General features: G+C 54.0%; 14 protein-coding genes and 2 tRNA genes. 8 read left to right on the top strand and 8 right to left on the bottom strand.

The genetic code is table 11. The features are described from left to right. Window positions 1-85: 85 nt before the first annotated feature. The 4 genes from pstB to KI379_RS04485 form a co-directional block, all read right to left on the bottom strand. The gene (gene pstB, locus KI379_RS04500) at window positions 86-856 is read right to left on the bottom strand and encodes a phosphate ABC transporter ATP-binding protein PstB (protein ID WP_084203887.1); all 771 of its coding nucleotides are present in this window, start codon (window positions 854-856) and stop codon (window positions 86-88) included. A gap of 5 nt (window positions 857-861) precedes the next feature. Beyond that, window positions 862-1,758, bottom strand: a complete 897-nt coding sequence (pstA, locus tag KI379_RS04495) for a phosphate ABC transporter permease PstA (protein ID WP_145135746.1) — start codon at window positions 1,756-1,758, stop codon at window positions 862-864. After that, window positions 1,755-2,621, bottom strand: a complete 867-nt coding sequence (pstC, locus tag KI379_RS04490; protein ID WP_373309580.1) for a phosphate ABC transporter permease subunit PstC — start codon at window positions 2,619-2,621, stop codon at window positions 1,755-1,757. Before pstC ends, pstA begins: the two co-directional genes overlap by 4 nt. 172 nt (window positions 2,622-2,793) lie before the next feature. Beyond that, window positions 2,794-3,735 (bottom strand): phosphate ABC transporter substrate-binding protein, encoded by a 942-nt coding sequence (locus KI379_RS04485; protein WP_212982896.1) that lies wholly within the window; start codon window positions 3,733-3,735, stop codon window positions 2,794-2,796. A gap of 197 nt (window positions 3,736-3,932) precedes the next feature. On the opposite strand from KI379_RS04485, the gene KI379_RS04480 reads away from it, so the two are divergent. The 6 genes from KI379_RS04480 (at window position 3,933) to KI379_RS04455 (ending at window position 10,579) form a co-directional block, all read left to right on the top strand. Beyond that, entirely contained in the window at window positions 3,933-4,841 is a 909-nt protein-coding gene (locus KI379_RS04480; RefSeq protein WP_212982895.1) for a LysR family transcriptional regulator, read from the top strand. Between the two features lie 249 nt (window positions 4,842-5,090). Then, entirely contained in the window at window positions 5,091-5,849 is a 759-nt protein-coding gene (locus KI379_RS04475; protein ID WP_212982894.1) for a metal ABC transporter ATP-binding protein, read from the top strand. After that, entirely contained in the window at window positions 5,849-6,712 is an 864-nt protein-coding gene (locus tag KI379_RS04470) for a metal ABC transporter permease (RefSeq protein WP_076170286.1), read from the top strand. The genes KI379_RS04475 and KI379_RS04470 overlap by 1 nt, the downstream gene beginning before the upstream one ends. Before the next feature lie 67 nt (window positions 6,713-6,779). Beyond that, entirely contained in the window at window positions 6,780-7,724 is a 945-nt protein-coding gene (locus KI379_RS04465; RefSeq protein ID WP_212982893.1) for a metal ABC transporter substrate-binding protein, read from the top strand. A 580-nt stretch (window positions 7,725-8,304) separates the two neighbouring features. Further along, a complete protein-coding gene (locus tag KI379_RS04460; protein WP_306433638.1) occupies window positions 8,305-10,326 on the top strand; it encodes an LTA synthase family protein in 2,022 nt (673 codons plus the stop codon). A 179-nt stretch (window positions 10,327-10,505) separates the two neighbouring features. Beyond that, window positions 10,506-10,579 (top strand) — tRNA-Pro (locus tag KI379_RS04455). A gap of 185 nt (window positions 10,580-10,764) precedes the next feature. Here KI379_RS04455 and KI379_RS04450 read toward each other — a convergent pair. After that, window positions 10,765-12,117: an MATE family efflux transporter gene (locus KI379_RS04450; RefSeq protein WP_089546012.1), complete on the bottom strand. Its 1,353-nt coding sequence runs from the start codon at window positions 12,115-12,117 to the stop codon at window positions 10,765-10,767. 158 nt (window positions 12,118-12,275) lie between these two features. Here KI379_RS04450 and KI379_RS04445 point away from each other — a divergent pair, with 158 nt between their 5' ends. After that, window positions 12,276-12,962 (top strand): TetR/AcrR family transcriptional regulator, encoded by a 687-nt coding sequence (locus KI379_RS04445; protein WP_116232430.1) that lies wholly within the window; start codon window positions 12,276-12,278, stop codon window positions 12,960-12,962. 77 nt (window positions 12,963-13,039) lie between these two features. Here KI379_RS04445 and KI379_RS04440 read toward each other — a convergent pair whose 3' ends face one another. Then, window positions 13,040-14,224, bottom strand: a complete 1,185-nt coding sequence (locus KI379_RS04440) for an MFS transporter (RefSeq protein ID WP_212982892.1) — start codon at window positions 14,222-14,224, stop codon at window positions 13,040-13,042. A gap of 159 nt (window positions 14,225-14,383) precedes the next feature. On the opposite strand from KI379_RS04440, the gene KI379_RS04435 reads away from it, so the two are divergent. Further along, window positions 14,384-15,313, top strand: a complete 930-nt coding sequence (locus tag KI379_RS04435) for an AraC family transcriptional regulator (RefSeq protein ID WP_089546007.1) — start codon at window positions 14,384-14,386, stop codon at window positions 15,311-15,313. A 129-nt stretch (window positions 15,314-15,442) separates the two neighbouring features. On the opposite strand, the gene KI379_RS04430 is transcribed toward KI379_RS04435, so the two are convergent. Next, window positions 15,443-15,527 (bottom strand) — tRNA-Leu (locus tag KI379_RS04430). Between the two features lie 183 nt (window positions 15,528-15,710). Continuing rightward, a complete protein-coding gene (locus KI379_RS04425; protein ID WP_244879190.1) occupies window positions 15,711-18,050 on the bottom strand; it encodes a glycoside hydrolase family 65 protein in 2,340 nt (779 codons plus the stop codon). Between the last annotated feature and the right edge of the window lie 46 nt (window positions 18,051-18,096).

Genomic DNA, 18,096 nt, shown 5'->3' with positions numbered 1-18,096 from the left:
GACCACATAAATCTTTATATAATTAAATAAGCCGTCCCCCATTCTTGATGGGGAGACGGCTTTTTGCTGTGCTGCAAACGGCGGCTCATCCAAACCGTCCGGAGATATACTCCTGGGTCATGGCATTGGCCGGGTTGGTAAAAATAATTTCGGTATCGTTATGCTCCATCAGCGTGCCAAGGTAGAAATACGCCGTATAGTCGGAAATCCGTGCGGCCTGCTGCATGTTGTGTGTCACGATGACGATGCTCAGCTCTTTCTTGAGCTCGACGATCAGTTCCTCGACCTTCGAGGTCGAAACCGGATCGAGGGCCGACGCCGGCTCATCGAGGAGCAGAATCCCCGGGTTGACCGACAAGGCGCGCGCAATGCACAGGCGCTGCTGCTGGCCGCCGGAGAGCGACAAAGCAGACTGCTTCAGGCGATCCTTCACTTCGTCCCACAGCGCCGCTTTGCGCAGGCTGGACTCGACGATCTGGTCGAGCTCTTTTTTATTTTTCACGCCATGGTACTTCGGTCCAAAAGCGATATTTTCGTAGATGGATTTATAAAATGGATTCGGCTTCTGCCATACCATTCCGATTTTTTGCCGCAGCTGAATGACGTCGGTGGAAGGATCGTTGATGTCCTCCCCGCCGATCCAGATCTTCCCCTTGATCACGGCCTGGGAAATCTCGTCGTTCATTCGGTTGAGGGACCGCAGAAACGTCGATTTCCCGCAGCCCGACGGGCCGATGAGCGCGGTAACGCTCTTGTCCGGGAAGGTCAGGCTGATGTTCTTCACGGCTTCGTACGCCCCGTAAAACACGCTCAGGTTTTCAGTGCGGAATGTAGTCGATGATTGTTGCATGCTCATTTCTCCTATCCCATTCGTTTGGATGCCGTCATGATCTTGTAGAGCAGGTTGCCGAACCAGCGGGCAAACAGGTTGAAGACAAGCACGAGGATCACGAGCACCGCCGAAGCGCCGGCGGCAATTTCCGCGGCATCGGGCGCAATGCCCTCACTGTTGATTTTCCAGATATGCACGGCCAGCGTTTCCGCCGGACGGAACGGATTGATCGGCGACGTCGGGCTCAGCGGGTTCCAGTTGGTAAAATCAAGACGAGGCGTGGACATCCCTGCGGTAAACAGGAGCGCTGCCGCTTCCCCGAATACACGTCCTGCCGCCAGAACCGTACCGGTCACGATGCTCGGCAGGGCGACGGGAAACAGCACGGACGTGATGATTTTCCATTTCGATAATCCGAGCGCAAGTCCCGCTTCCTTCTGCTCCTTCGGTACGCTGCGGAACGCCTGCTCCGTGATGCGGACCATGAGCGGCAGATTAAAGATCGTCAGAACCAGCGCGCCGGAGAAGAGCGAAAAGCCAAAACCGAACGTGTTGACGATCAGGAGCAGGCCGAACAAGCCGACGACGATAGACGGAAACGAGGACAGCACCTCGACGACGAGGCGGATTGCTCCAGTGATCTTGCCTGGCTTGGCGTACTCGGCCATATAGATGCCGGCACCCAGGCCCAATGGAATTGTAATAATAAGCGTCAATACCAGCAGAAACAAGGAGTTAAACAGCTGCGGACCGATGCCGCCGCCCTCCCGGATCGTTTGGGGCACAGAAGTCAGGAAGTGCCAGCTGATGTGGCTGAGTCCCCGGTACAGAATAAATCCGAGCAGTCCGAGCAGAACCGCCACGATGAATAAGGAAAACACCACAATAATGGCTGTTGCAATTTTGTCAGCGGCTTTAGCTTTCAAATCCGATTTCTCCTTTCGAGCAGGCGAACGATAACGACGAAGATAAAGGTCATGAACATGAGTGCGAGCGCCATGCTCCACAGCGCGTTACTGTGCGCGGTGCCCATGACGGTGTTGCCCATATCCAGCGTAATGACGCTGGTCAGCGTCGAGGCGGATTCGAACAGCGACCGCGGAATATGCGGCGCATTCCCGATGACCATCTGTACCGCCAGCGCTTCCCCGAAGGCGCGGGCCATGCCGAGAACCACCCCGGTCAGAATAGAAGGAAGCACGGTTGGCAGAATAACTCTGTAGATGGTTTGCCAGCGCGTTGCGCCTAGTGCGTACGAGGACTCCTTGAGGCCCCGCGGCAGCGAGGACAGGGCGTCGGTACCGATACTCGTAATCGTTGGCAGAATCATGACCGACAGCACGATCGAGCCCGCGGCGATTCCGATCCCCTGACCGGGAAACATGTCGCGCAGGGCCGGAACGATGACCGTCAAGCCGACAAATCCGTATACGACGGACGGAATTCCGGCAAGCAGCTCAATGACCGGCTGCAGCAGCTTTTTGCCCCAGCCCGGGACGATTTCCGTCATGAACAGCGATGCGCAGATGCTGAGCGGACTGGCGATGACCGCCGCCAGAATCGACGTCGCGAATGAACCGAAAATAAACGGCATGACGCCGAACTGCGGCTCGCCATGGTTGCCGTCCGGATCCCATTTGGAGCCAAACAGAAATTCGCTGAAGCTGACGCCGTCTCTAAAAAAGGTCGCCAGCCCCTTCGAAGCGACAAAATAAACGATGGACAAAATAATGACGATCAGCAGAATCGCACAAATCGTCGTATAGCTGCGTCCCGCGAAATCTTCCATATGATGTTTTTTAAACCGTCCGGGACGGGGGTTGTCAGCGATGCCTACAGGCCTTTCATCTATAGCTTTCATCGTTGTCCTTCTTTCTAAAGTGAAAATAGAGGCAGAAGTTGGTCTCTCCGCCTCTTGTCGTACATATTCAGTGTTTCATGAGAGCTCAAGGAACCTGATGTTATTTCGTGATGTTGCCGTCCTTGTCGCGTTTCACTTCCATTTTGGAAGCCGGAATGTATCCGAGCTCAACCACGTCGCCGTTTTGCACAGCATCCGAAGTCATGTAGTCCAGGAACGCCTTCACTTCCGGAGCAGGCTCACCTTTGGTGTACATGTGCTCGTAAGCCCATACTGGGTATTTACCGGAGGCTACATTCTCTTCCGTTGCTTCCACACCGTCATATTTCAGAGTTTTCACTTTGTCGTCCAGGTAGGACAGAGCAAGGTATCCGATAGCACCTGGCGTTTCGGAAATGATCTTTTTCACCGTACCGGAAGAATCTTCTTGGATCGAACCTTGCAGGTCTTCGGTCTTCGTTCCGAGTGCATATTTTTCAAACGTTGCGCGGGTACCGGAGCTTGCAGGACGGTTGACGATAACGATCTTTTCATCCTTGCCGCCAACGTCTTTCCAGTTCGTCACTTTTCCTGTGAAAATATCAACCAGCTGCTGCTTCGTCAGGCTGTCTACGCCTGCGTCAGGATTCGTTACAGCCGCCATGGCTACAACGGCCACTTGATGGTCAACGAGTTCTTTGGCTTGGTCTGCATCCAGCTTTTCTTCAGCAAATACGTCGGAGTTGCCGATGTTGGCTTGGCCGCCGGAAACTTGAGTCAGGCCGGTGCCGCTGCCGCCGCCTTGAACTTGAACTTGGATTTTAGAGTATTGGGATTCACCCATGAACTTTTGTGCGACTTGCTCTACGAGCGGTTGGAGTGCTGTGGAGCCTACAGCCAGAACGGAACCGCTGAGCGTTTCCTCTGCAGCCGGTTTATCTTCAGTTGCGGTTCCCGAACCCGTAGTGCTGCCGCTATCCGACGCGTTTTTGCTGCCGCAGGCAGCCAGCATAAGAACCAGGACCAACGTACAAAACATAAGTAACGGTTTTTTGAATTTCATAATCTAATGTTTCCCCCCATTTTGGTTTGCCGTGTAACTCTATGAAGTTTACCGACAAGTTCATTGTAGTTCTCTATCATTTTGTAAAATGATGCGTTTTGTAAAAAGAAAGATAAATATCAGAATATAATCTTTATGAGTCCATAGATTAATTCTATAATGAAGAGGAATCGGACGTGACCGAGGGGGAATCATCGTTGAATTTGTTAAAATTGCAAATCCTTGTTTATATTGAAAAATACAAGAAGGTAACCGACGTAGCCAAAGAGCTGGATATGAAACAGCCGACCGTCACCTTTCATATGAAAAGCTTAGAGGAAGAGCTGGGCATCGCCCTCTTCGAGTCCAGGCGGGGCCGCATCCTGCTGACCGACGCCGGCAAGGCGTTGTACCCTTACGCCGTCAAAATGACGGGGCTGGCCGCCGAGGCGCGGAAGGCCGTGCAGGACTACGCCGATTTGGGCAAGGGCATTCTTCATATCGGCGCCGACAGCCTGATGGGGACGATACATCTGCCCAAGCTCGTCAACCGGTTCTGCCGGCAGTATCCCGGCATCCAGATCGAGCTGACCGTTCAGCCCAGCCGGACCGTTCAGGAACTGCACTACAATCATGAGGTGGACCTTGCCTTTTATTATTCGCAGGACGTTGCGGCTGCCGGCATCAAGGAAGACCTGCTGCTGGAAGATGAGCTTGTCGTCATTTTTGCGCCGGGACACCCTTTCTCCAGCCTGAAATCGCTGAGCGACCAGCTGGTTGCCCAGCATTTCTTCATCCAGCATGCCGAAGGCTCTTTTATGCGGGACTTCACCCGGACCTACGCGATCGAGAGCGGAATCCATTTGTGGGAGCGCATGATCATCAATTCGCCGGAGTCGGTCAAGCACACGGTAGAGGACGGGGATTTCATCTCCTTCTTCCCCTTGTCCGGCATCGCAAGCGAGCTCGCCGCCGGAAGTCTCCAATACTTGCCCGCCCCCGGTCCGGCAGGCAAATCGGTCAAGGCCTATATGGCCTATCATGCCGATCAGCCCTATTCGCCGCTCAGGGAGCAGTTCAAGCAGTTCGTCAAACAGCAAATCACCGAGCAGAATATGAAGCCCTGATTCCACGGAATCGGGGCTTTTTTTTGGCTCTCCCCCCTATGATCGCCCCGCATACTAACACTGTTTTGACCTCGTCTTACCCTACGAAAAACGGACAACCCAGGTAAAAAAACACTTTACAATTCTCCCCATCTGTTTTAGCCTATACTCAATAAAGTTTCCTCAGGTAAAAACTTTTATATATGTGCATTAATTTGTCCCAAGGGAAACTTATGTCAAAGTTTTCATAATCCAAAGGAGGTTTATGCTATGCTCCCCCGTCACCGCGACCCTTCGGTGTCCGTCGACAGCCTATTCGTCTCCTATCACGGCAAGGATGCCCTCCGCGGCGTCAGTTTTACGCTGCTTCCCGGCAGTATGACCGGTATTATCGGACCCAACGGGGCCGGCAAATCCACGCTGATGAAGTCGCTCCTTGAGCTGATTCCGCGGGACCACGGCGAAGTTCGCATCCTCGGCGGCAGCGTCAAGGAAGCCCGGACCCGCATCGCCTATGTTCCGCAGCGCAGCGAAATCGACATGACGTTCCTGATTACAGTGATCGATACCGTCCTGCTCGGCACCTACCCGAAGCTCGGCCTGCTCAAGAGGCCGCGGCGGCAGCATAAAGAGCTGGCCTACCACAGCCTGGAGAAGGTCGGCATGGAGGATTTCGGCTCCCGGCAGATCGGCGAGCTGTCCGGCGGGCAGCAGCAGCGCGTATTTCTCGCCCGGGCACTTGCCCAGGAGGCGGAGCTGTTCTGCCTGGATGAGCCCTTCGTCGGCGTGGACGCCGCCAGCGAGGAGACGATCGTCGCCATTTTGAAAGAGCTCCGGGATCAGAACCGCACGGTGCTCGTGGTCCATCACGATTTGAGCAAGGCGGAAGCGTATTTCGACGGGCTTGTGCTGCTTAACGGCGAGCTGGTGAAGGCAGGTCCGGCCCGCGAAGTCTGCCGTCCGGACATTCTCAGCCAGGCTTATGCGGCGCAGCTGACCTTTCTTGAAAAGAACGGAGTGGGCGTGTAATGGAATTCTTAAGCGGAATCCTAGAATACGGCTTTTTGCAAAAAGCGCTGCTGACCTCGGTCATGGTCGGAATGATCTGCGGCATTATCGGCTGCTTTATCATTCTGCGCGGCATGGCGCTCATGGGCGATGCGATTTCCCATGCGGTCCTGCCTGGCGTCGCCCTGTCCTACATGCTGGGCATCAACTTCTTTTTCGGCGCCGTGGTAACGGGCGTGCTGACGGCGCTCGGCATCGGATACGTCAGCCAAAACAGCCGGATCAAAAACGACTCGGCGATCGGCATCGTGTTTACGTCCTTTTTTGCGGTCGGCATCATCCTGATTACCTTTGCGAAAAGCTCAACCGACCTGTACCACATCCTGTTCGGCAACGTGCTTGCGGTCCGCGCCTCCGACATGTGGATCACGCTGATCATCGGCATCGTGATCGCCGCGGTCGTCTACCTGTTCTACAAAGAGCTGCTGGTCAGCTCGTTCGATCCGGTTATGTCCGCGGCATACGGGCTGCCCGGGCGGCTTATCCATTACCTGCTGATGACCCTGCTCACCCTCGTGACCGTCGCCTCCCTGCAGACCGTCGGCATCATCCTCGTCGTCGCCATGCTGATCACCCCCGCCTCCACCGCTTATCTGCTGACCAACCGGCTGTGGGTGATGATTTATCTGGCTGCCGGCTTCGGCGCGTTATCAGCCGTGGTGGGACTGTATTTCAGCGTCAAATACAATCTGGCCTCCGGTGCAGCCATCGTGCTCGCGTCAGCTATCTGGTTCATGCTGGCATTGGCCTTTTCACCAAAACAGGGCGTCCTGTGGCGGCATTTCCGTTCCCGGCGCAAAAAGGCGGCGCTGAAAGGACTTTGACGCCGTCTGCCCGGAAGGCAGCAGGGTTCGCGCCGCAATGATTCTTTTTAAATAGGTGGGGATCTGTATGAAACATAAAAGGAAGGTTTGGCTCGGAGCCGTACTTATGCTGGTCCTGGCACTTGCCGCCGGCTGCTCCGGTCAAACCGGGAATAAAGCCGGCTCTTCCGGGGAGAAGCCGGTCGTGCTGACCACGTATTCGATCCTGTACGATATCGTGAAGCAGGTTGCTGGGGACCGCGTAGAGCTGTATTCAATCGTGCCGGTTGGCACGGACCCCCATGAATATGATCCGCTGCCTGCGGATCTCAAGCATGCCAGCGATGCCGATGTCATTTTCTATAACGGGCTTAATCTGGAGACGGGGAACGGCTGGTTCGCCAAACTGCTGGAGACGTCGGGCAAAGCGGGGGAAGACGCCCCTGTCTATGCACTGAGCGAAGGCGTGGAGCCGATGTACCTGACCTCCGCCGGCAAGGAATCCGAGCAGGATCCGCATGCCTGGCTGAGCATTGAGAACGGGATCCGCTATGCGGAGAACGCCCTTGCGGCGCTGACGAAAGCAGACCCGGCCAACCGTGAATATTACGAGCAGAATGCCGGGAACTATATCGAGGAATTGAAGAAACTGCACGATGATGCCGTGACACGCTTTGCCGACATCCCGGAGGAACGCCGGGTTCTCGTTACAAGTGAAGGGGCTTTTAAATATTTTTCCGCGGCTTACGGGCTGAAGGCCCAATACATTTGGGAGATCAATACGGAGAACCAGGGCACCCCTGAGCAGATGAAGCGGATTATCGATATCGTGAAGGCGGAGCAGGTGCCTGCGTTGTTTGTGGAGACCAGCGTGGATCCGCGCAGTATGGAGAGCGTCTCCAAGGAGACCGGGGTTCGAATATTCGGCAAGGTGTTCACCGATTCCACCGGCAAGCCCGGGGAAGATGGAGACAGCTACCTCGCCATGATGAAATGGAACCTCGAAACGATTCATGCCGGATTGACGAAGTAACGGGAACCGCCGCCTTTTTCCACACAGCATCTCCCCTTCTCCCCGATGGAATGATCCTGTCTCTTCCTATATATAATAGAGTGATGACATCCTTCTTCATCAATCATCAGCCCGGTTCGGGAGGCTATGCCCAGCCGGGTCCACCCCCCTCTTTACATCCCGGGCGAATCTTGCAATTCCCTGGGCCCTGTGCTTAAATTGCAATAGTGTAATAGTTACTATTAACTTCATTGTCCCGCGTATGGCCCGGCTTAGCACAGGTGTCCAAGCCTTGTGTTTGCTGTGGCCTGATGGCGTTTTTGATAAGGGGTAATCCATGATGCTGAAGAGGGAACGCGGGCGGCCCGTCGGCAGGACAACCTGCGGATGACAGACCGTACGCTGCTGATTCCTATACGCCCTTGGATGGGCTTAGCGATCTGTGTGGAAATTACGAAAGGGGCGTCGATTGATTTTGCATAACCGTTTTTCATGGAGAGCGCTGATAGGTAAACCTTTTATCTTCTTCTCCATTGTCATGATTTTAAAAATGCTTCTAGTCTGGACGGTCGTGTTCAGAGAAAATGCCGGAGGCTTCGGCATGATGCTGCTGACGGGCATACCGCCCGTATGGCTGCTCTTCTGCCTGATCGAAACGCTGGCCTACCGCAAGAAGCTGGTCACCTACCTGATTGTGGACCTGGTTCTGACCATTATTTATTTTGCCGTCATTATGTACTATAAGTATTTCGGAGTTATCGTTACTTATCATGAGCTGCGCCAAGTAAACCAGGTATCCGAGGTCAACAGCAGCGTCTTTTCGCTCATGGATCCGTATTACTTGTTCATTTTCACCGATATCGTCGTGCTGTTCGTCCTTATCTGTTCCAGCCGGCCGTTCCGCTCCTTTGGCCGCAGGTTGTCCGTCCGAACGGGCCGCCCGTGGTTTGCGGGGGGAGCCGTCCTGGCACTGATCACCTGTGCCGCGTGCATTTTTCCGTTCCGGAGCGGGATGAACGAATTCCAGCAGGCCCGGGATATGGGGATTCTCAACTATGAAGCGTATGTCGGCTTTGCCCCTTCCAAGAACATCAAGGTCGACGCCAAGTCCGTCACGCCTGAGGCGGTTGCCCAGGTGAAAGGAACGACCGAGCCGGCGCAGCCGGCATACTGGGGTGCCGCCAAGGGCAAAAACGTCATCGTCATTCAGCTCGAAGCGTTCCAGAATTTCCTCGTCAACCTGAAGATCGACGGCAAGGAGATTACCCCGAACATGAACAAGCTGGTCAAAGATCATATGTATTTCCCGCATTTCTTCCAGCAGGTCGGTCAGGGAAACACGGCGGATGCCGAATTCGTCGTGAACACTTCCCTCTACGTTCCGTCCAACGGGGCTGCTTCCGAGGTGTATGCGGACAAGGCGCTGCCGAGCGCCCCCAAAGCGTTTGCCGCGAGCGGCTATCAGACGGCGACGTTCCATACGAACAGCGTCGTGTTCTGGAACCGGGATCAGCTGTATAAAGCGCTTGGATGGGAAAAATATTACGACGACAAGTTTTTCGGCAAAAATGACCTCGTTTCGTTCGGCTCATCGGACGAGCTGCTATATGCCAAGACGGCCGACGAGCTGGCACGGATGCAGGGAACCGGCAAGCCGTTCTACGTGCAGGTCATTTCCATGTCGGGCCATCACCCGTTCCGCATCCCGGAGCGCAAGTTCAAGATGGAGCTTCCCGACCGTTATAAAGGAACCCTTGTCGGAGATTATATCCAGTCCCAGAACTATGCCGACTACGCCCTCGGCCAGTTCGTGGACGAGCTGAAGAAAAACGGCGTCTGGGACAACAGCGTCATCGTCCTGTACGGTGATCATCAGGGACTTCCGATATATTCACTCAATAATAAAGAGAAAAAGCTGATGAAGGAAATTTACGGACGGGAGTACACCCTCCCCGATATGATGAACATCCCGCTCGTCCTCTCTGTGCCGAACCAAAAAGCCCAGACGCTGGAGCAGGTCGGCGGGCAGTCGGATATTTTCCCGACGCTGGCCAATCTGATCGGCGTCTCACTGAAGAACCAGGTGCACTTCGGCCAGGATCTGCTCAACCAGAACAGTCCCGTGCTGCCGCAGCGGTATTACCTCCCCTCGGGCTCGTTTATTTCGGCTAAGGGAGCGTTCGTACCCGGCTCCGGTTACGCCGACGGGGTGACCTATCCGCTGAACGGAGGCAAGGTCACCAAGCCGCTGGATTCGAAGGAAACGTACGAGCGGGCGCACAAGCTGATCAGCATGTCGGATGCTTATGTGGCGGCACTGCCGGAGTGGAAGGATCAGGAGAAGGAGCATGCGAACACGGATGCGAATACGGATGCAAACACGGGGGCGACTTCTTCTCCGGCCGGATCCGGAGCAGGGACTTCCCCGGCAGATGATCAAACGAGCGGCACGAAACCCGCTGATGCCAAGACAGATGGGACCAAACCGGCGGATGCCAAAGCTAGCAGCACTCCAACAGGTACCCAGACTGGCAATACACCAGCGGGCAGCAAGCCAGGCAATACCACCCCTGCGAATGATTCGGAAAAGCCGTCCAAGCCGGCCGATGCTGCGGGCAAATAAAACTTACCCTTAGAAACCAAACAAGACCGGAAGGAATCTTCGCGATTCCCCCGGTCTTTTCATTTGCTGGCAGCACAGGATCATTTTGCCCCATCGTTAAACGAATTGTGAATTTTTCTTTTACCCCCTTTACAAAATGTAAAATCGGAGTAAATTTTATAGTATAAGCTTTCTCTTAACGAGACGTGGCTCAGCTTGGTAGAGCGCTTGCTTCGGGAGCAAGAGGTCGCAGGTTCAAATCCTGTCGTCTCGATCCTTCATACAATCAATAGTTGCGGGGTTGCTGACCGCAGCTTTTTTGTGTTTAAGAACGACAGATGTCTACATATCTCAATCATAGCAGTAAAAGAGCATCGGCCTCATTTTCGAGGTAAGCCTCTCTTTCCTTTTTTCCTTCGTAAAATGTAATCTCCTCAACGAACGATAACCCTATGTTTTCTACTGTACTAAACTCTCCATATCGGGCTGTAATTTGTTCCGCAAAGCATACAGCATGATCGCCCCGACCAGGAACGCGACGGCATCCGCGATGACGAGCGACCAGACTACCCCGTGAAAGCCGTTCATTCGATTGGCGATATAGAGTACAGGAATCAGAGTAACGCCTTGAATAATTGACATAATAAACGCAGCGGTTCCTTGTGCGGTCGCTTGGAAGATCCCCGTAAACAACGTGGTCATGCCTGTAATGAACAAGGATAAGAACGTCACATGCAGGATATAGCTGCCCATTTCGATTAATTGCGGGTCATTCGTAAATAAACCAATCAAGTGGTCGGAAATCAAATAGACGATGATGCCGAACGCGACGGCTAACGCTACAATCGTTTTGATCGTAAATCCGATCGTTTGCTTCATACGCAATTTATTCGCTGTAAAAGAGAAGGCAATCAATGGCACGACTCCCTCACATAAACCCATCAGAATAAACTCGGGAAACTGCAATAAACGCGATGAAATTCCGTAAGCTGCAACGGCCGGATCTCCATATTCTACAAGAAAACGATTAAAGATGAGCGACATGGCCCCTAAAAAGATACTCATAATAAAGACGGGAACTCCAATTTTGATGACATTGCTCAAAATCTCTTTGGACGCCTTAAACCATTTAACGGAAATGGTTAAAAATGAGCTCTTATATCCCATATGGTAGGCGTAGAATACGCTGGCGACCAAGTTGGAAATGACCGTAGCAGACGCAACGCCGATCACGCCCCAATGAAAAGCGAAGATGACCAGCGCATCGAGAATAATATTCACGGCAACACTCAGAATCATACCCATCATCGACGTCATTGCCGCACCCTCCGAGCGTACGATATTTTCCAGTGTGAAAAATAAGATGACGAATGGTGAACCAATAAGCATCATCGTGACATAGTCCTTCGTAAAGCCGAAGGAGTCGGGCGTTGCCCCCAGGCCATGGACAATGGGATCAATCAGTGGGATACCTACGGCCATCACGATAAGACCAATAACTAAACTGCTGTAAAAAGCGAATGAAGACACATGCTTGACATCATCCAATTTTTTCTCTCCCAGCAAACGGGAAATGAAGGTACCGCCCCCGATGCCAATCAAGTTACCCAGTGCCATGATGATGGCGAACAACGGCAAGGTTAACGCGAGAGCGGTTAACATAGCCGTATTGTGGAGTGTGCCCAGGAAATAGGCATTCAATATGGAATAGATGACACTCATTGACGTGCCCAGCATCATCGGTACAGCGAAATGAGCTACGGCTTTGGCAACCGGCGCCTTTTCAAAATAATAAAGATTTTCTGTATCCATGCGGGTCCCTGCTTTCTTTATTGTTTTAGGTCAACCGTCTAACAGTGCAGATGTCATCTTACAGTGTTAGTTTGAGCCTTACAGTGTTAGATGATATCATGGTCTTATGAACATGTAAAGCATAAACTTACACTGTTAGGTAAAAGGATGGATTCCCGATGAAAAAACAGCAGCCTCAGATTTCGGAGGATCGGATTTTGGAAGCCTCATGGGAGCTTCTTGGCGAAGAAGGTATCGAAAAGTTCAGCATGAGACGATTAGCCGACCGGCTGGGGATTCAGGCTCCCTCGATATACTGGTACTTCAAGAGCAAACAAAATCTCTACCAGCGTCTGGCCAACCAGGTATCGAAAATCATTCTGGAGGAGTATCATGCCGAGGGGGACTGGAAGGAGCAGCTGAAGGGGCTGGCGGTAACGGTGCGAAGCGTGCTCGGCCGGTATCCCTGCTCCACGCAGCTCATGATGTTGACGCTGCCCCACGAACCGGACATCATCCGGTTCACCAACCGGATGCTGCTCTGCGTGGAATCGACGCCGCTCGAGCAGGAGCAGAAAATGCAAGTGGTTCTTACGCTGATGAATTATATTTTCAACTTCGTTCTGGACGATTATGAACATCAGCGCAATGTCTCCGCGATTGTTAAGGAGCACGGAGAAGGAGCGCTTCCAGGTGAGGAGATGATTCGCCTTCTGGACTCCATGAGCGAGACGGATGCCGGACTGTTCCGGAGGATGTTCAAGAACGGGCTATTCGAGCTGATGGGGACAGACAAGGCGTTCGAGTTCGGACTGAAGCTGATTCTGCTCGGGATCGAGCAGGTGATCCAGGAGCAGGAGAAATAGAATGCCAAAAACCGCCCATCCGGTTATCGGATGGGCGGTTCACTAGGGTTACCTTTTACATGGCAGAGACGGCTTTCTCAGGAGGGGCTATCCTGAAGGGAGTTATCTCCTTTACTATGAATCACCCTGCCTCTGTACAGGGTAACGATGGCCGAAACAATAGCCAGGATAACAATCAGACCTCCGATCCAGGCATTGGCCGTAACCTCATAACGGCTGATCACCACGCCGCCGATGGCAGATCCCGCAGCTACGCCGAGATGCAGCGAGGAGGTATTTAGGGAGAGCTGGATGTCCGCCGACTTTGGCGCAAGCCGCACCAAATAGCTTTGAACAGCCGGACTTGGCGCCATGTTAAACGCACACCAGACGATGACGACGGGCAGCAAGCGCAGCATGGAGGCAGCTGCCCAGGGAAGAAGCAGGATCGCCACGGCGTGGAGCAGCAGCGTGACGATCATTGTCCGGGCTGCCCCAAAGCGGTCGGCCGCCCACCCTCCAATCCACCCCCCTGCAATGCCGGCCAGCCCATAAACCAGCAAGACGAAGCTGATTTGACCGGGAGACAGGTTCAACATGGTCTGTAAAAACGGCGTGATATAGGCATAGATCGTAAACTGGCCCGTCATTTGCAGAATGGAGACGAGATGGGCGAACACAATTTTAGAATTTCCCAACGTACGCAGCTGTTCCCGCATCGGAAGCTTAGGCGGAGACGCCGCTTGGGGCAGAAATTTCATGATGCATATCGTCACAATGAACGAAAGTACGCCAATAAAAGCAAAGGTTGCCCGCCAGCCCCAAGCCTCGCCGATCAACGTCCCCAGCGGAACGCCGAGCACGAGGGATCCGCTGATCCCCATAAAGATCATTCCAATCGCACGCCCTTTTGCTTCAGGTGTCACAATCCCCGAAGCCAGGGTGATCGACAGAACGACAACAATGGAGCAGCTTGCCGCCAGAATAACCCTGGACAGCAGCAGCATCGTAAAATTCGGACTTAACATAGACATGATATTTCCAGCCGTAAACACCAGCATGGCGATGACCAGCAGCCTTCGGCGCTCAACCTTCGTAGTTAAAGCGATCAAGACGGGGGATCCTAAGGCGAAAACCAGAGAATACACCGAAACCAGTTGGCCGGCCACACCGACGGAAACGCGCAGATCCCGGGCGATCATATCCAAAATCCCGGCAATGACCAGTTCAACGGAGCCTACTGTAAAGGCAGCCAGCGCCAGAATGAAAATGCGCTTATCCATTACTCTTCCTCTCCTTTCTTTCAACCTGATTATGAACCAGCCGAAAAAAGCAGAGGTAGTCTAAAAATCGCAAATGATTGCCTGATTCTCTCAAAACGATTCATCGCTGGGTCCAACAGGGCTTATAATGGGACATAGATAAGGAGGGGAAAACAATTCATGCGGGATTTATCCAACCACGCCAATTCCTTGGTTTCGTATCAGAAGGAATTGTCCCTATTGATGGAAAAACATACGGACGGAGACGGCATTCACGAGACGCTCATTCCTTCCCTTTCTCTGATTCGCAGTTCGAAAACGACGTTCCCTTCGTTTTCGGTCCATGAACCGGAGTTGTGCATCGTCTCCCAAGGTTCGAAGGTGGTCATGCTTGCAGATGAGAGCTTTACGTATGGGCCGTCCAGCTATCTGGTCATCTCCCTGGATTTGCCCGTCTCCGCCCAGATTATTGAAGCAACGCCGGATATGCCTTATTTGTGCTTCAGGCTTAAACTTAACCTAAAAGATGCGTTGGACTTAGTAAACGAGGCGAATCCGGTATCCCGGAAGAAGCTCCGTTCGAAACGGGGGTTATTCGTGGAACAATCGACTGCTCCTCTGCTGGACGCGGCTGTCAGGCTTACACGCCTGCTCGATAACCCGGAGGATATACCGATACTGGCACCGCTCATCGTTCGTGAGATCTTATATCGGGTTTTGCAGGGAGAGCAAGGAAACGTATTAAGGCAAATGGCCTTGAGGGGAAGCAGCTCGAACCGGATTGCCGTAGTGGTAGAGCAGCTGAAGCGGGAGTACATGGAGCCGCTCCGAATCGATGAGCTGGCGGCCGCTGCCCATATGGCCCCCTCCTCCCTGCACCGTCACTTTAAGGAGGTCACGGCCATGAGCCCGCTGCAGTACCAAAAGCAGCTGCGGCTGCAGGAGGCCCGCCGTCTCTTGTTATCCGAATCTGCCGATGCAGCGGATGTTGCTTTTCGAGTCGGTTACGAAAGTCCGTCCCAATTCAGCCGCGAATACGCCCGGCTTTTCGGCCTTCCGCCGATCAGCGACATCACGCGGCTTCGGGAGCAGTTAGGCCGGGTGCCCTGATCCAAGAGCACCCGGCTCCAGTCTGTAATCACAAGCCTGAAGAGCATAAAAAAAACGCCTATCGGCGTAAATAAACATAAAAATAGGATCATGCATTGCCTTTCAGCAATCGCATGATCCTATCAACGATGCGGTCGAGAGGACTCGAACCTCCACGGGGGGTTAGCCCACACGGACCTGAACCGTGCGCGTCTGCCAATTCCGCCACGACCGCATATTCAGTTGGTCACGTTCGAAATGTTTTTTTCTTAGCGACAAGATAGATCTTACCATGGATCCATTATCATCGTCAAGCGTTTCGCCAAACTTTTTTTATAAAGTTGAAAAGCGGAGTTCCGGGACGAACCTGCCGGGTGATTCCCCAGTGTCTCTCGTTCTAAAACTCCGCCGTGTTTCGTTACCTTCTGACCGTCTTCCCTGCCTCAAGGGTCAGCTCTTCCCCCTTGTGGCGGATCTGCAGCGGATCACCCTCCAGAAGTCCGTATACCGTTCCCTTGGCGTCGACAAGCACCTCCAGGAGCCGGCCCCGGTTCATGACCCGGAAGCGGTAGCTGTCCCACTGCCCCGGCAGCGCCGGCGCAAATTCCAGCATGCCGTCTACCAAGCGCATGCCTGCAAACCCATATACGATGGACATCCAGGACCCGGCCATGGCCGCCGTATGCAGCCCGTCCTTGGCATTCCGGTTGATGTCGTCCAAATCCATGCGCACCGTCCGGTCGAAATAAGCATACGCTTCTTCGAGTTCACCGATCTCGGCCGAGACGATGCTGTGAATGCACGGCGACAGTGAGGAATCATGCGTCGTCAAAGGCTCATAGTAGCGGTAGTTCCGGATCTTCTCCTCCATCGTGAACCGTTCGCCGAGCAGGAACAACGCCAACACCAGATCGGCCTGCTTCAGCACCTGGTGGCGGTAGATGACGAGCGGATGAAAATGCAGAAGCAGCGGGTACTTGTCGGCCGGCGTGTTCTGAAAATCCCATTTGGCCTTCGTCAGGAACGTATCGTCCTGCGCATAAATGCCGAGTTCGGCATCATACGGCACGAACATATTCTCCGCGGCCCTGCCCCAAAGCGCGATTTCTTCGTCCGTCAGGCCGATCGCGGCCCGCAGACGCTGATCTTCCGCCGGATGTGATTCCGCCAGCCAGCCGGCCACCTGCACCGCGTAGCGCAGCTGATCCTGCACCATAAGGTTCGTATAGGCGTTATTGTTGACGATGGCCGTATACTCGTCAGGTCCGGTCACGCCGTCAATGCAGAACTTTCCGTCGCGGGCGGGGTTGAAGTGTCCAAGGTCCAGCCAGAACCTCGACGTCTCAAACAATATTTCGGCGCCCTCATTCAGCAGGAAATCGGAATCTCCGGTGGCGGACACATACTGCTTGATCCCGTAGGCAATGTCCGCGTTGATGTGGGCCTGGGCCGTCCCGGCGGGATAATAGGACGAGTTCTCTTCCCCGTCGATGGTCCGCCAAGGGTACAAAGCTCCCTTCTGCGACATGACCCGGGCCCGTTCGCGGGCTTTGTCCAGCGTGGCGTAGCGGAAATGCAGCAGCGCCCTGGCAATATCCGGCCGGGTATAAGTGAAAAACGGCAGCATGTACATTTCCGTATCCCAGAAGTAATGGCCCTCATATCCTTCGCCTGTGAGACCCTTGGCGCCGATGTTGGTCACGCCGTCCCGGCCGACGGACTGCAGCAGTTGAAACGCATTGAAGCGGATGCCCTGCTGCAGTGCAGGGTCGCCGGCGATTTCCACATCGGCGGTTTTCCAGAACTGTTCGAGAAAAGACTGCTGTTCTTGGGCAAGCACCTCAAACCCCGACTGCCGAGCCATCCGCTGAACCTCTTCAGCACGGACAAGCAGCTCCCCTTCGGCATAATCCTTGGACGTATGGTACGTGACGTATTTGGTGAGGGCTGTGCTCTCCCCTTGCCGGAGTGATACGGTAAATTCGGATGCCGCATACTCATTCTCCGACCACGCCGTAGTCTGGGAGGGCTGATTCGTCTGCAGATCATGGCTCATGGCCGTCAGGAGCACGAATCCCGAATGCCGTGTACGCTGTCTCATCCAGGACAGCTCTCCTTCATGGCCCGTATCTTCGAGCAGCAAGCTCGGCTCAGCCTTGGCGGCGCCCAGACGGGGATCGCCGTTGTTGTTCTGCGATGCGATCTTACCGTCCAGCGCGGAGGTCAGGCTGATAGCCCCGCTGAAATTAAGGGCGGTGACTTCATAATGGATAACCGCCAAATGCTTGTGCTGGAGGGCGGCGAACCGGCGGATCCGGATCCGGGCACGCTGGCCGCCGGGTGCTTCCCAGTCGATCTCGCGCGTCAGCATCCCCTTTTTCATGTCCAGCTCCCGCCGGTAGTCGTGGACGACGCCGCTGTTCAGATGGAACAGCTGGCCCTCGATCCGCAGCTCCACACGCTGCGCGTTGGTCACGTTCAGCATCGCGTGATTCCGCTCCGGATACCCGTACGCCCCTTCGGGATACACGATCGGCTCGGAGTCATAGAACCCGTTCAGATAGTTGCCGGTGACGGAGGTGCCCAACATGCCGTAAAAGCCTTCCTCGAAATTGCCGCGCATGCCGATATATCCGTTGCCGATGGCAAACAGGCTTTCGCTGCGCTGGTTGTTTGCCTCGTCATACGTTTCCTCGGACAGACTCCATGCCTCGTAAGGGTACAGCGGCTGCGGCCTCACATACGTTTCCATCCTCATCTTCGACTTCAGCTCCTTACGCCGCAAGGGCTTCATTATATGTTCA

The organism is Paenibacillus cineris (genome assembly GCF_018333335.1).
Lineage (GTDB): Bacteria > Bacillota > Bacilli > Paenibacillales > Paenibacillaceae > Paenibacillus_AQ > Paenibacillus_AQ favisporus.
The sequence above is the reverse complement of the archived record's forward strand: the minus strand, read 5'-3'. Positions and strand labels throughout refer to the sequence as shown.

What these genes read in the sequence shown, in the direction of transcription:
- KI379_RS04465 (WP_212982893.1), top strand. Translation starts at nt 6,780, where the DNA reads ATGAAACATAAAAGGAAGGTTTGGCTCGGAGCCGTACTTATGCTGGTC.
- KI379_RS04435 (WP_089546007.1), top strand. Translation starts at nt 14,384, where the DNA reads ATGCGGGATTTATCCAACCACGCCAATTCCTTGGTTTCGTATCAGAAG.
- KI379_RS04445 (WP_116232430.1), top strand. Translation starts at nt 12,276, where the DNA reads ATGAAAAAACAGCAGCCTCAGATTTCGGAGGATCGGATTTTGGAAGCC.
- KI379_RS04470 (WP_076170286.1), top strand. Translation starts at nt 5,849, where the DNA reads ATGGAATTCTTAAGCGGAATCCTAGAATACGGCTTTTTGCAAAAAGCG.
- KI379_RS04440 (WP_212982892.1), bottom strand. Translation starts at nt 14,224, where the DNA reads ATGGATAAGCGCATTTTCATTCTGGCGCTGGCTGCCTTTACAGTAGGC.
- KI379_RS04485 (WP_212982896.1), bottom strand. Translation starts at nt 3,735, where the DNA reads ATGAAATTCAAAAAACCGTTACTTATGTTTTGTACGTTGGTCCTGGTT.
- pstB (WP_084203887.1), bottom strand. Translation starts at nt 856, where the DNA reads ATGAGCATGCAACAATCATCGACTACATTCCGCACTGAAAACCTGAGC.
- KI379_RS04475 (WP_212982894.1), top strand. Translation starts at nt 5,091, where the DNA reads ATGCTCCCCCGTCACCGCGACCCTTCGGTGTCCGTCGACAGCCTATTC.
- KI379_RS04450 (WP_089546012.1), bottom strand. Translation starts at nt 12,117, where the DNA reads ATGGATACAGAAAATCTTTATTATTTTGAAAAGGCGCCGGTTGCCAAA.
- pstC (WP_373309580.1), bottom strand. Translation starts at nt 2,621, where the DNA reads ATGGAAGATTTCGCGGGACGCAGCTATACGACGATTTGTGCGATTCTG.
- KI379_RS04460 (WP_306433638.1), top strand. Translation starts at nt 8,305, where the DNA reads ATGATGCTGCTGACGGGCATACCGCCCGTATGGCTGCTCTTCTGCCTG.
- KI379_RS04425 (WP_244879190.1), bottom strand. Translation starts at nt 18,050, where the DNA reads ATGAGGATGGAAACGTATGTGAGGCCGCAGCCGCTGTACCCTTACGAG.